Genomic DNA, 14,366 nt, shown 5'->3' with positions numbered 1-14,366 from the left:
AAGTCTGTGGATTTTTTATTTTATTCCAAATTGCTGCACCATCCAGTGATGGGGATGATTTTTGATAAGGTCCTGCCTTAAGGCTTCATCTTTGGTATTTAAATAACTGTAAACTTTTAAAGGAATAGAATCGGGATATTCTTTTAAGCCGTTTGCAATCGTAATTTGTGCTTCTTCTTTTTTTGAGCCGCTATCTAAGGCCTCTGCTTTAAAAATGTGAATGATTGCCGGGAGTTTTCCATATACTTCTTTTGTTTCACTTTCCAGAAGGTGCATAGTTTCTATCTGAAACACAGGATTGGGACTTTTTCCTTCTGCTACTGCCTGGCTGATATGCTGCTGATACATCAGAAAAAGATAAAGCAGATGTATATTTTTGGTACCCGGATCAGAAACTGCTTTTTGAAATTTTTGTGTAAACTCGGGCGTCACTTCATCACTATCTGCCTGAAGATTTTTTTGATAAAACTCATCCATCAGATCATATACCATCTTATCCTTAGTGTCAATTTTTGACTGACTCTTTATTTTTTGTAAAATGCTTGCCATTGAATTGTCGGATTGTGCAAAAATGGAGACGCTAAGGCATAGTAAAGTACCAAGGATCAGTTTTTTCATGATATGTTTTGAATGATTGTATTGTGAAATTAAATATACAGATTTGTTCCCAGGAAAGAAAAAATAAGTGAGCCATTGTAATTTAGTTTGATAATGACAGGTTCTTTTTCTTAAAATTATTAAATTTATTGCCTCAAAATTAAGCGGAAATTTCAATTATATATCATGAATTTCTTCTGAAAAATATGTCAATGAATTCAATTGTAATAAATGTAGGAAACAGCAATATCAGATTTGGTCTTTTCAATGGGGATAATTGTGATATTTCGTGGGTAATCAATACAAAGCCTTACAGAACGGCAGATGAACTTTATGTACAGATGCTGATGCTATATCAGACCTATAAAATTGATCCCAAAGAGATTGATAAGGTGATTATAGGATCCGTAGTACCTCAGCTTACCAAAGTAATGAGCTCAGGAATCAAAAAAATTCACGGGACGACTCCTGTAATTGTTGATAGGTCAACGCCTTCCGGAGTACAGGCAAAATCTAAGCAGATGGGAACGGATATCTATGCAAACCTGGTCGCTGCACACAATTTGTACCCGAATAGAAAGAAGATTGTCATAGATTTCGGAACAGCACTTACTGCAAGCTGTGTGGCAGAAACAGGGGAGACTTTAGGAGTAATTATCGCTCCGGGAATTGTGACTTCTCTGAATTCATTAATTAACCAGACGGCGCAGCTTCCGGATATTGAACTGAAGAAACCGAAATCTGTTTTGGGATTGGATACGGTGACCTGTATGCAAAGTGGTATGGTATATGGCTTTCTCGGCATGGTAGAAGGTTTTGTAACCCGCATCAATGAGGAAGTGAACGACGATTGTTTTGTAGTAGCAACAGGAGGTGTTTCCCATGTCTATAAACCTCTGACTGATAAGATACATGTGATGGACAGGCTTCACACCTTGAAAGGTCTTTATTTCCTTGGGAAAGATTTATAAATTAAAGAGTAGAAGTCAGGTCGAATCTAATATCTTACTCTTTACCTCAACCTTAATTTTAATACAATGAACAAGTTTCCTGTAATAGAAACAGAAAGACTTATTCTTTCACAGCTGGAAGAAAGAGATGTTCCTTTTATTGTTGGATATCTTCAGCATAGAATTTTTTCTGATCTTACCTCCAATATTCCTTATCCGTATGTGGAAAATGATGCCAGATCCTGGTTGAAAATGTCAAAAGAAGCTTTTGATACCAATACCGGATATACTTTTGCAATCCGGAATAAGGAAGGTCAAATCATAGGAGCTATCGGGCTGCATGACAGGGATGATGATAAAGCTGAACTTGGGTATTGGATAGGAATCCCTTACTGGAATAAAGGATACGTTACTGAAGCTGCAAAAGCAATTGTAGATTTTGGTCTTAATGAGATGAGGTTTAACAAAATTTTTGCTACTCATTTCCTTCACAATCCGGCTTCAGGAAGAATAATGGAAAAAATAGGAATGGAACAGGAAGCTGTGTTAAAGCAGGAAATGAAGAAAGACGGAGAATATTTTGATATTGTGAGGTATTGTATTTTGAAAACGGATTAGAAAAAATAGTACTATCTATAAAAACAAAAGCCAGAGAAAATTATCCTCTGGCTTTTTATATGTTATTATTTCAGCCCAAATACACTTGATTTTTTGGATGGGTCAGGATTATCTTTTACTTTTAAAAAAGTCTTTAACGATAGAAGAACATTCGGCTTCCATAATTCCTGTGACAATTTCTGTTTTAGGATGTAGAGAAAGATGTTTGTTGATAAAACCTCTTTGCTCATCCCGTGCTCCAATCACTACTTTTGAGATTTGAGACCATGAAAGTGCGCCTGAGCACATCACACAAGGTTCCATCGTTACATAAAGTGTACAGTCTTTTAGGTATTTTCCTCCAAGGAAATTAGCTGCTGAGGTGATGGCCTGCATTTCTGCATGGGCGGTCACATCATTTAATGTTTCTGTGAGATTATGAGCTCTTGCAATAATTCTGTTGTTGGAGACTACCACACATCCTATAGGAACCTCATCTTTTTCTAAAGCGATTTCTGCTTCCTGCAGCGCCATTTTCATATAATATTCGTCGGTAAACATTAGTCCGTTATTGTTAAAGTTAAAGGAAGTCTGAAATGATAAATGGTAGGGCCGCCTTTCAGTATTGCAGGAGAAAACTTTTCTGCCAGAGAGTATAATGCAATTTCTGCCTGTCTGTTGAAAGTGAAATTATTTCCTTGTGCATGAACATTGCTGACAGTTCCATCTTTCTCAACAATAAAGGCAACATCGGTTTTTATCATTTTTTCTTCAGAATAGACCCCGTCAACATACAAAAGATTGGCTACTTCCTGTCTCAAAGAATTAATTCCACCGGGATAATCTGCAATTTTTTCTGCCTCTGAAAATTTTTCAGATGAGGTAAATCTGGGATTTTTGATGGTCTGTAGATCTTCAAGGTTTCTGACTTTTAATAAAGCTCCAATCAGAGCATTATTTTCAATGCTGTCCATTTTTTTCATGAAAAAAAGAAAATCTCCTTTTATAGCAGCTTTTTTGACTGTATTGGATTCTGCATCAAATTTCTTTTTGAACTCTTTATTCAGCATATTTCTGTGCTGGTTATAGTAGCTCTTCACAAGTCTGAACTCTTCTTTCTGCTGAGCAAGAAAAAAGGAAGAGATAAAGCAGCTGATGCCAATGAATAAAGTTTTCAATAAGGGTATATTTATGTAAATATAACAAAAAATATGAAATTTAGTGCTTATGATCAGCTTTCAAGATAACGGTTCAAAGATTCCTGCAAATGATTGCGAATGTCATCAACTAAACCTTTCGGTTCCAGAACAGTTACTTCTTTTCCGAATGAAAGAATTTCCTGCATGAAATCATAAGTAGGGTGGAGGAAGAACTCAAAATAGATCTCTTCCGGCGTTTCTTTGGTTTCTTTCTGAGATTGATGAAGAGGGAAACTTCTAATGTATTCTCCCTGATGGCGGCTGCATTTCAATACAATGTTCTGTGGTTTCTGTTCCGCAAGGTTCATCACTCCGAATGCATTTTTGAAATGCTCCCTGAAGTTGTATTTGTACTTCTCCCTGAACTGATTTTTGGCTACATCCAGATAGTTGATTCTGTCCAACCCAAATGATTTTAAAACTTTATCTTTTGTATCAATGGCAATAAGATACCATCGGTCTTTAGATTCTTTTAAAGCCAAAGGATGAACTTTTCTGGAGGTCATCAGTTTATTCTTGTAATTGTAGTGTTCAAAACTTACCACTCTTTTATTCCTGATAGCGAAGAACAGATCATAAAAATGTTCTACACCAGTGGGTTTTCGACTTTCAAAAAAGATAAAATCTGAAAAATCCGGGTGGGTATTCATGGCGTTACTTACCTGAAAAGATTCGAGTAGTTTTTGGTTGTATTCGTCCACTTCCATGATGGGGCGGCTCTCAATATAATATCGGTTGTCACCCTTTTTTTTGTTATGAATAGAGAGATTAAAAAGATCGGAAATCTCCCGGATATCCCTCTGCAGGGTACGGATAGAGTAGCTCTTGATTCCTGCATCCTGGAATTCAAAAGAGTTTAAAAGATAGTCCTCCAGCTGGGAATACGTAGCAGGAGAACTTTCTAATCTTTTAATTATTAAGGCATATCTTGTCAGATAAAAATCTTTCTTCATTTCTCTATTTTTTAGGGTGCAGCAACGCTGCATTCATGGTAAAGTTTTATAAGACAAATATATGCGGTTAATGCGACAAAACATGTCGTGTTTTATTTTTTATCTATTATATTCTTATTAGAAGGATGCAGTCAAATTACCATTTTCATCCCATTTTTTATAAGTTCCGTCGTATTCTACGTTGTTATGGGCTTTATATTCTGTATATTTTTTACCGTTTTTATGATAAGATCTGAACCATCCTTCCTGATAGCCGTCTTTATATTCCTCTTCGCAAAAAAGTTCGCCGGTGTCATAGTACCGTAAAACAACACCTGTAAAAGGGCTGCCATTGTGATAATATATAGGAACTCCACCGCCATCTAAACGGTTACATGTTAACTCACTTTCTTTTATTTTTAATGCCATGATTATTCGATTAATGTATTAAACAAATTTATTAAAATCCCATGAATCTAATTCCTGAGGTTAAATAATAACAATGGACACATGGAGGTTGTAATTTATCGGGAATTCTTAAATATCTGTTGTATCCGATAATATCATGAAAGACTGCTTCTCCCAGTTTTCCTTCAGGATCAATAGTAGTTAACAGCCTATCTAATGCTCTGATCTCTCCATGAGACCCCATTGCACCAGCCCTTAATATGTCAATTTCTTCAGCAGGAACCCCTTTCATTTTTAAACGGGCAATATGCTTTTCTAACCTTATTTTAAGAGTAGGGTGGATATTATCAATGAAGTTTTTATATACTTCACCTTTTCCTTTTCCTATTTCTGCTTTCAAAAAATTGGTTTCAGTTGAAATATACCTTATTCCATTTTTTACATAAATGAAACCACTTATCATTGTTTTTTCAAAAATAACACCAGCATCGAAAGTAGAAAGGATTTTGGCAGCATCTATATTCACCTTTTCTACGAGGCTTCTACCCCAATCCCCATATTTATTATAAGCTTCTGCTTCAGTAAGTAAATCTTTTAAATTACTTGTAGGATATATTTTACCATATGTAAGAAGTTCTTCAGCTGCTTTAATAAATTCCTTTGGGTTATTAAGGTGCTTCAATAGCTTGTTGGCCTCTTTATAAAACTCGGATTTTTGAGCTCTTGTAATTATTTCACCTTTATATACTATAGCAATCTCGTTATTAACTTCTTCTACAACCTTATTTTTTACAATTCTTTGAGTCTTGAACTGTCCTTCTATAAGGAACATGCCATATTTATTTAGCATTTTTGATTTAGCTTCGTTTACAAGACCTCTTGTTGCATCTATTAATTCCTTGTTTGTCAGGAGTACCTTAAATGTATTTTTGGTAAAGTTCGAAATTTCTCTTTCTAGCATAACTTTTACCATGCAGCTCATTACAAAATTCTTTACTTCTGCTCTGGTTTCTTCGGCTAATATCTTTCCTCCTATTTTGTATAATTGTTGTACTACGGCTGTTGTAGCTGTTGCATAACCTGCTGTTTTATAAATTTTCTCCCATATATCCAGAAATTCTTTCGTTAGGTTGTCTTTGGCTAATTGAATTCCCAAATCTCCTAAAGCGATAGCTCCGTCTACAGCGACTAACATTCCCCAAAATGTAATGGAGCTGGCTCCTTCAGCAGCTAATAAACTTGTTCCAAGAGTTTCTACAGCTAATGCAATCGCCAGCATGTTTATTCCAATTCTGATTGCACTGGCCAGTCCTTCCATATTTTTCTGATGCTGTTTATCATAGAGAAACAATGCAGGTACAAATAAGAGACTTTGAGTTTCTTCTTCTATCACAATAACAATATCTAGTGGATTTAGTTTTATTACTCTTGTTGTAATGGTGTTACTACCAATATCCATGATAACACTTCCAGTATCTATTAACTGTTCGTCTGTAATATATTTTTGTTGAACATAGTATTTGTTTTTGTCCTCTTTTAGATTGGACTCTATTTTTTCCAGACTTACAAAAGATTTTTTCCCAACTGAAAAAAGATGATTAGTAAAAGTGAAGCTATCTTTTGCGATATGAGAGAATGAATTAATGATACTTATAAAGGCCATTTTACAAGGAACCTCCTGTCCCATAAAAGCTATCTCATCATCCAAAGCATGATAGAGGTTAACTACAAAACTTTGGTTTTTATTGAACTGTTGCATCAAAAATGAGATTCGTTGAGGAGTGTTAAATGCAAATAATGCTTTCATTAACGCAGGACTAGCATCTCTTACAAAACTGAAAAAACCGTTTACATCATAGCTATAAAAAGAACAAATGTTTTTCCATAAAACTTCAGGTTTTAAGCTGGATAATGTGAAATCAGGGGCGTTTTCATATAACCAAATAAGTTGTTTAATATCTGTACACCTTTCAATTAATGGAATATATTTGTTGTTAATTAATTGTTGGAACCATTCAGGGGTATCTCCTTGGATTTCTTTGATTAAGTAATATATATCCGTAATGTTTTCACTGAAAAGCATGATGCCAACATATTTATCATTAATGCTAAATGCATTTTCTGAAGTTGTTGATTGTACGGAATTCCGATACTGTTCTGTATTTTTATAAAAGTATGCTGCCTTACACTTTATTTGTTCCTGGTTGCTGTCAATTTGAAAAGATATTGATATTGTATTATCAATATTATCTATTTTTCTATTGATACCACAGCTAATCGATGTTGTAATTTTCTGTTTATAAGAGTTGATATAAGAAAAAGGAATTGTCTCATTAACTTTTCTCTCTACATCAACCACACCATCTGTACCAATTACAACACTTTCATTAATTATTTTTGTTGGGGCAATAAAGGTATTCCAGTCTAAAGGTTCTTCTATACCTGTCTTCAAGTATTTAACTATCCTGGAAAAATCAATTTTTTCATTTCTTTCTAATCCATAAAAATCTTCTGAATATTTACCAGATTTTTTTTTGGGTAGCCCTAGCGGAGGAATAGCTTTTATGACTTGAGATGGAGAGGAAATATCCTGTATTTTTGGAACTTTTAATGCTTTTATTGTGCTCATCTTTTTAGTTTTTAATGTTATGAGAAATAAAATGGCGGATTAACCGCCATTTTATTGAATAAATATTAACCTAAAGTACTGGTGTCTTTTTCTCCATGCTGTAATTGTGCTTGTTCATCTAATCTGAAACTTGTTTCAAATTCCAACTCTGATGGGTTTTCACAATTCTTAGGATCATTTTCCGGGAAAATCGGTAATGGCTGATTTACTGGAAGTCCTGTAGATTTATCCTGAAGGATCGTCAATGTAGTAGGGATTCTGGTAATCCAGTATTTACCTTGAGGTTCTCCGGTTGGCTGTCTCATTTCGTCCACGATACTCATGTACATTGGATCTCCGATTACCGGAACAGAACCGCCATTCCAGATTATTCCTGTTTCAAGGAAGAACTGAACGGCTGCTTCGAAACCTGGTTTTACGGTAACGATAATTCTTGCCATACCTGCCTGTAGGAAGCTTCTGAATAAAGGATCCATACTTTCACTTATGTAGAATTCCTGCCAGCTCTTACGGTTGGCCCAATAATATGGGTAGAAGGTGTAATCCATGATTTCCCATTCGAAAGCCTGTTCCATAAACTTGGCAAGGGCTGTGTATCTGTCCAGATTTTCATTCAGGTATACCTGGAAATTATCCATGGTTGTTTTCTCATCAGCACCGTTGGTTGTTTCCTGGCCTAATGTATAAAGGTAGTCCTGTAACAAATAAGCAATACAGTTGTGCTTTAAGACATCATGCTCCATATAACGATAGAAAGTATCCTGTCTTTCTTTAAGCTGTGCTTCCTTTTCTTTTTGCTCTGCGTCCAGTCTTGCCTGATCTTCCTGGAATTTGGCATAGGCAGCTTCGTATGCTTTAATAATATCGTTAAAACTATCTGTTTTCCATTTATTGATAAAAGCATCACTTAGTTCACAATTCACAACTACTTTGATGGTATAACTTCTTACGTTGTGTCCTTTCACCTGGAAAGTTACATTACCTGTGATATTGAAACCGGATGATCCTTCGCTAAAAACAAGATCTCCACCACGTTCAGAACGGCCAATCATATCTCCTTTTAAGTTAGAGAAGAGGACTTCAGAATAACGTGATCCTGACCATCCGCCACCTCTGTTTCTTGTTGATACGCAGTTGAAGCTTGCATTTTTTCCGGCATAGTTATCCGGAATGGTAAACTGGGTGTGATCAATTCCAAAATCATCATTTGTCTGAGGAACACTAGAAGCTGTATGAATAACCTGTTTGGTTGCTTCCGGGAATGCTTCTAAAGTGACTCCATATTCCTGAGCCCAATGCTGGATCTGTACAATAGTTGCAGATTTTGGATCTGCCATTAACCATGGTTCCGGTGCTTTTCTAGGATCTACAGGAGCTTTAAGTACCTGAGCTTTGGCAACAGTAAGAGCTAAGCGGTGTAATCTTGAAGGTTCAGGAACCATAAATTCAAACATGGTACGTTTACCATAGTTGTAGATCTGATTTTTCATTTTCTTGTCGATCCATCTGTAAACTCCGGTAATATGCTTAGGCTGTGCTGCTTCAGCGTTATCAGTGTTGGTGATTTTTCCTCTGTTATCATATTCATGAACATTGGTTTCCGTATATTCCTTGATGATTTTCTGTACTCTTTCTTCTGAAATTTTAGTAAGAACTCTTTCCATTGCTCTTTCTGTGATTTCCTGAGATTTCATTACAGCTTGTCTTGTGCTGTCGTGTTGTGCCGTATTATTGGCATAGTCTGCTCCAATTTCAAACTTCATTGCACTGTCATTTCCATAGCTGAATCTTGTGTAGGCAGAAATACTTTGCTGCTTCTCAATTTCTTTAGCAACTTCAGTTTGCATATCTGTTCTGGAGGTTTTGGAAGTGTCTGACATCTTCTCTGTTTCCTGAGACTTGGATGTAGTGTCAGTAACTTCAGAATATTCTCTGGAAACCGAAGATTTGTGTCTTAATTCACTTGCCATAACGTTCTCAATATTGGAAACCTCTCCTGGAACGTAAGCATGAACACTTTGTACTACTTTCATATAATCGGCTACTCCAAGTCTTTTGATCCCGAAATTTTTACGTTTTTGGATGGTACCTGGCTCAGGCGTACCTGGGTTTTCAACTGCTGCACGTTTCAATGTAAGCATTCCTGTAAGGTTCAGATCTTCTTTTGGATATTGTGTAGCAATCTCTCCATAAGCTACGCTTCCGTTATCAAAAATGATTTCTATTTTGAAACTAAAACTGCCTCTGAATCTATCTACCAAAGCTGCAGGTAATGTAATCTTATTATCTACCACAGGAATATTGCTGTAGTTTTCTTCAAAAGTTCCGGCAGCATCTGTTGTGGCTGTAATTTTAGCATTAGCAACACTCCATGAAACATCTTCGACTTCAAAAGAAAAATTAACAAATCCTCTGCTACCAGAGACCCTATAAGAGCTATGTGCATATAAGCTGTATGCCATTGGTGTTCTGGCTGTATTTTGAATAAGAGGAATTGAGGCTCCACCGATATTCGCATACTGTTGCTCTGGAAGAGGACTGTTTTGAAGAGCCGTTTCCATAGAAGAAGAAATATTGCTTTTTACAACAAGTAAAGCATCCGCATAGCTTTCTATCTCGTCATCAAGAGTAATGGTTTGTGCACCCATTCTCAACGTGTTATCTGAAAGAATCTGAAGATTTTCTGTTTCTTCTGCCAGAGAAGCCAATCCGGTTGTAGACTCTCCGAAAAGTTCAACAAAAAGGTCGAAAGATTCCGGAGAAAGCTTTGCCTGCAAATCTTCTAGATTGATTTCATTTTTGTACGTAAATACAAACGGAGCAACTTCATATTCTTTTAAAGTGCTATAAAGACGTTCTTTTTCTTCCTCAGACATGTCCGGAGTGATTTTGCTGTCTACTTCAGCCAATTTTCTGTCATAGAGTTCTAATCGTTCTTTGTTTTCTTCCATATATCTTGAATACGCATCCTGGTATGCCTGATGTCTGGATTTATGAAATTTTTTCTGAAGTTTTTCCAGTTCGGAATTCAGTTTGTTCAATGATTCTTTTCTGTGGATCGCTTTGCTGGATACAAAAGAAGCTCTTGCTTCTGCTTCTAATCTTTGGATTGTTCTTGCACCCAAAGCTGGTTCCGAACCTTCAGCCGCTCTTGCAGAAACTGAAGAAACCTCTTCAATATCTTCTGAAAATAGAATGGTTGGTAGAATAATTTTCCCATCCAATGCTTTTTCTAATGGCTTTTCTCCATTAATCTTGATGATTTCCTGATCCGTAAGGTCCTGATTGCTGGCAAAACCTAGCTGAATAGCCATTAGAACGTGGCTGATTGCTTCTTTAATATAGAAATCTCCCTGGGTAACGATTTGATGAATATAATTATTCCAAAGCTGGGAAAATATAGCAATTCCTTCTGTATTTAACTGTCTGTTAGTGTTAATAAGACTTTTGTAATAGTCTGTAACGAAAGCCCAGTCGGCACTCTCTAATGTTTCTTTTTTAGAAAGCTTTCTTCCAATTACCAAAAGATTTTTAAATGCACCTTCTTCGATGTTCTTCTCGCTTTCGAATCCAACATTGTTAAACTCACCGGCAACCCTTTTCATTGCAGCAAATTTTAACGTTTTGGCAGGTCTTCCCGCTACTGCTGTATCAAAAATACCCGTTACTCCCTTAGGTCTATGGATAAATCCTAAGTTTTTATCTTTAGTTTCTGTTAATTGTGGGTTTCTCAGACTTACAAATCTGAAAAGTGATTGTGATGCGTTATTGGTTGTATTCATAGGGTTTGTTTCTTTATAATTAATAATTCCTTCTCCTACTAAGGATTTTCCGACGGTAAATGCGGATTTTGCTGTTGATGTATTGTTTGTTGGCATTTTGTTCTTATTTTTTGGTGTATTCAAGGGTTAGAGTAAACGAATTGATAAGAGAATAATCATAATCAGGCATATTCAACAGTTCAATAATTGCTCTTTCTCTTTCAATAGTGATGTAGACTTTTGTTCGCCACTGATTACCTGCAAATGCGGTTTTAAGATCATACCATTCTGTAAACATTTCATTGGAGATGATGGTTTCAAGATCCGGGAATTCAGCCTTCAGATCAATTTCACCTGTTCTGGGAATCTGATCCAGATACAAGGTTTTTTTATAAACAGGCTTACCGTTGATCCATTTTCCACCTGTTAGCTCTTCTTTGGTGCTGTAAGAGTGCTGTTTATCTGCATATTGTTTCTGGATGTAATCATTCTCCTGAGCATTATCTCCAAAATAAGTTTTAGAACTTAATCCTCTGGGATTTGTTGTTTCATGCTCTATAAGGACAGGTTCATCTATATTGGGGCTTGCAAAAATTCCTTTTACCCCTCCTCCGTTTGTCTGTCTTAAAGCAGCACCTACGTCACTTAGCATCAAACGCGAGCCATGTCCATAAGCAAAAACACCATTTTCTTTACTTACGGAGACACTGGAGGCATTGGTTCCATCCAAATTGCCAGAGGACATCATAGCGGATTCAGAAAATAATCCGAGAACATTTTTTACTCCATCAAGTTCATTCGTTCTGTAAATGACTCTCTCTTCTGGATCTTCATCTGTAAATTGGATATTGCCTGTCACCAGAGCTCCGGCTCCCGTTCCTGTTAATGGAATGAAATCGGTGAAGTCTGATAAATTTTTATATCCGAAAACATTACCGGAATTTAGAACAGCTACTTTTGTATAAGTATTATCAGCCTGTGGTGTTCTTTTAGCACTGATTACAGCATCAAAATCTAATGTTCTTGCAGCAAAGTCTCCACCAATTAAAGGGGTTACAAAATCATGACGTCTTGCTACCGGATTAGATTCAATAACCAGTTTATTGAATGTTGAACCTCCTAACGGGGCATTACAGCCGATAACAACATTGTTATCACCCCAAACACCCATAGCATGAGTAGTAGAGGCTGCATTATATCCAATAAAAGTATTGGAACCCCATGCGCCTGAGGTCGTTGCTTTTCCATGAATCTGTCCGGCATACGCTCCAAGGAATGTATTTTGAACCCCGTGAGTAAGCCAATATCCGGCTCCTACTCCTAAAGCAGTGTTATACTTGCCATCAATATTTTTAACCGCTGCTTCATCTCCAACATAAGTACATCCGAGTGCTGTTGTTGAATTTTTACCGGATTCAGTCCCAACCATTACATTGTAACTTCCGGTTGTTAAAAGTGAGCCACTATTTACCCCAACAAAAGTATTCCAGTCTCCGGTTGTTAAGTTTGCTCCTGCAAAACCTCCAATAGCAATAGCACTTTGGCCGGTTGTTAATTTTGGCAATGTGTTATAACCGATTCCGATTCCATATAGTCCGGTATGATCCGTATTCATATTTCCAAACCATAAAGAATACGTTGTAGGACTGAAGTTTATTTCACCTGCTCTGCCCTGGGCTGGTTGGAAAATAATAGGCTTGGTTGTTCCGTTTCCTCTGTCAATAACATTTTGTAAATTATCATTCCCGCTAAAAGTCGGTTTATCGGAAAGATCATTGTAACTGCCTGTTACAGCCACTTTTTTTACAGTGACTTTTTCCTGCCCTTCCTGTGATAAGGTAACACTTCCATCAGCATTGGTTGTAGGAATAATGCTGAATTCCGAGAGATTGATTTGAAAAGCCGATCCGTCATTTTGTGTAATCGTAATAATATTCTGAGAGGCATCATATACTGCATTCTCAATACTGATATCGTGGGTTACCAAACTGCTTAAATCTACAGATTTACTTTGCTGGACACCATTCTCACCTGTATAGAAAACAGTTAAGATATTTCCATTCAACTGTGGAGCCTGAATTGTTGTTTGCGTTTCAATCTTTTCTTTCCAAAGCTGAGCATTCTGCGGGCTTAGATTGGATGCATTTACATCTGCTTTTTGAGAGAGGTCATAATCTAATTGATCTGCAGGAATCTTTTCATCTTTGTGCCAATAGGAATCATGCCACTCCCAGAATTCTTCCTGTACTGGAATATCTCCGTTTTCGAAATATTTTTTTAATTCTTGTTTTGTTTTCATTTGTTTAATGTTTAATTGATCAGTTTTCCTCCTACGATTTCCACTGTGCTGTCAAAAGAATAAGGAGAATAGGCTGTATCAGGACCTAATGTTACTTTTGTAAGCTGGTTATCTCTGAAAGCATTGTTTTCAATAGTAAGGACACTGCCGGGAATAGTTACCGAGGTAAGTTGATTATTGACAAAAGCATCAGATTTAATTTCTGTTACTCCATCCGGGATGATGATGGACTGAAGCTTGTTAGAAGCAAATGTGCCTAATTTGATATCCTTTATTCCTTTTGGTAGACGCACTTCTTTCAAACTATTTCCTGCGAATGTTTGAATACCGATGTTGGTAACACTGTCAGGAATATATAATGAAGTCAGTTTGTTGCCGTAAAATGCCCAACTTTGGATATCTGTTACGCTGGCAGGGATCTCAAGAGTTGTTAAGCCACCTCCTGAAAATGCACTTTCCTGAATACTTACCACCGAATCCGGAATTTGTAATTCTGTAATGATTAAGCCTCCGGTAAAGTTTTTTGGAATACTTAATGTTCCTGGTTTTATAATGATTGTTCTTCTCATAAAGAATGCCAGTGAGGCATTTTTATCATCATCCATTTCAGCATAGAGCACGTTGAATGTTCCATTCTCAAGGCCTGTAACTTTCTGCATATCGATTTTTTCATCTTTATGCCAGTACGAGTCCTGCCATTCCCAAAAATCTTCCTGTTTTGGGATATCTCCATTTTCAAAATAGAGTTTTAATTCTTCTTTTGTTTTCATAAAACGTTATGTGATGGGTTTATAAATTGAGTGCTGTGATCTTTCCGTTTATAGGATAGGCTCACTTTTGTGTTATATTTTTCAGACATAGTTCTGGCTGTTCAGCATTTTGTGAATGGTGAATTCAAAGGAATTGAGAATGTTTAATGAGATTGCTGTACGGTTATTATAGAGATTTCAAAAGTAATGTTGAACAGCGCCAGAACTTGTCGTGTATTAGTTTT

General features: G+C 36.5%; 11 protein-coding genes. 2 read left to right on the top strand and 9 right to left on the bottom strand.

What is annotated here, in order from left to right; all coding sequences use genetic code 11:
* Window positions 1-15 precede the first annotated feature (15 nt).
* Window positions 16-618 carry a hypothetical protein gene (locus ACMA47_RS10240; protein WP_413929711.1) on the bottom strand — a complete coding sequence of 201 codons (603 nt, stop codon included), beginning with the start codon at window positions 616-618 and terminating at the stop codon, window positions 16-18.
* Between the two features lie 191 nt (window positions 619-809).
* Between ACMA47_RS10240 and ACMA47_RS10235 the strand changes: the two genes are divergently transcribed.
* On the top strand, window positions 810-1,568 hold the full coding sequence (locus ACMA47_RS10235) for a type III pantothenate kinase (RefSeq protein WP_034691706.1): 759 nt from the start codon (window positions 810-812) through the stop codon (window positions 1,566-1,568).
* 66 nt (window positions 1,569-1,634) lie between these two features.
* Window positions 1,635-2,165 (top strand): GNAT family N-acetyltransferase, encoded by a 531-nt coding sequence (locus ACMA47_RS10230; RefSeq protein ID WP_413929710.1) that lies wholly within the window; start codon window positions 1,635-1,637, stop codon window positions 2,163-2,165.
* 108 nt (window positions 2,166-2,273) lie between these two features.
* On the opposite strand, the gene ACMA47_RS10225 is transcribed toward ACMA47_RS10230, so the two are convergent.
* The 8 genes from ACMA47_RS10225 to ACMA47_RS10190 all read right to left on the bottom strand — a co-directional run bounded on the left by ACMA47_RS10225 (window position 2,274) and on the right by ACMA47_RS10190 (window position 14,142).
* Window positions 2,274-2,705: a nucleoside deaminase gene (locus ACMA47_RS10225; protein ID WP_413929709.1), complete on the bottom strand. Its 432-nt coding sequence runs from the start codon at window positions 2,703-2,705 to the stop codon at window positions 2,274-2,276.
* Entirely contained in the window at window positions 2,705-3,322 is a 618-nt protein-coding gene (locus tag ACMA47_RS10220) for a hypothetical protein (protein ID WP_413929708.1), read from the bottom strand. Before ACMA47_RS10220 ends, ACMA47_RS10225 begins: the two co-directional genes overlap by 1 nt.
* Window positions 3,323-3,375: 53 nt before the next feature.
* Window positions 3,376-4,296 (bottom strand): helix-turn-helix transcriptional regulator, encoded by a 921-nt coding sequence (locus ACMA47_RS10215; RefSeq protein WP_034691697.1) that lies wholly within the window; start codon window positions 4,294-4,296, stop codon window positions 3,376-3,378.
* 117 nt (window positions 4,297-4,413) lie between these two features.
* Window positions 4,414-4,704, bottom strand: a complete 291-nt coding sequence (locus tag ACMA47_RS10210; protein ID WP_413929707.1) for a hypothetical protein — start codon at window positions 4,702-4,704, stop codon at window positions 4,414-4,416.
* A 31-nt stretch (window positions 4,705-4,735) separates the two neighbouring features.
* Window positions 4,736-7,312: a hypothetical protein gene (locus ACMA47_RS10205; RefSeq protein WP_413929706.1), complete on the bottom strand. Its 2,577-nt coding sequence runs from the start codon at window positions 7,310-7,312 to the stop codon at window positions 4,736-4,738.
* A 65-nt stretch (window positions 7,313-7,377) separates the two neighbouring features.
* Entirely contained in the window at window positions 7,378-11,190 is a 3,813-nt protein-coding gene (locus ACMA47_RS10200; protein WP_413929705.1) for a hypothetical protein, read from the bottom strand.
* Between the two features lie 7 nt (window positions 11,191-11,197).
* Window positions 11,198-13,372: a hypothetical protein gene (locus tag ACMA47_RS10195; RefSeq protein ID WP_413929704.1), complete on the bottom strand. Its 2,175-nt coding sequence runs from the start codon at window positions 13,370-13,372 to the stop codon at window positions 11,198-11,200.
* An 11-nt stretch (window positions 13,373-13,383) separates the two neighbouring features.
* Window positions 13,384-14,142 carry a leucine-rich repeat domain-containing protein gene (locus ACMA47_RS10190; RefSeq protein ID WP_413929703.1) on the bottom strand — a complete coding sequence of 253 codons (759 nt, stop codon included), beginning with the start codon at window positions 14,140-14,142 and terminating at the stop codon, window positions 13,384-13,386.
* Between the last annotated feature and the right edge of the window lie 224 nt (window positions 14,143-14,366).

Source organism: Chryseobacterium sp. T20 (genome assembly GCF_047345655.1).
In the GTDB taxonomy this organism is placed as follows: Bacteria; Bacteroidota; Bacteroidia; order Flavobacteriales; family Weeksellaceae; genus Chryseobacterium.
This window is presented reverse-complemented; position numbering and strand designations above follow the sequence as displayed.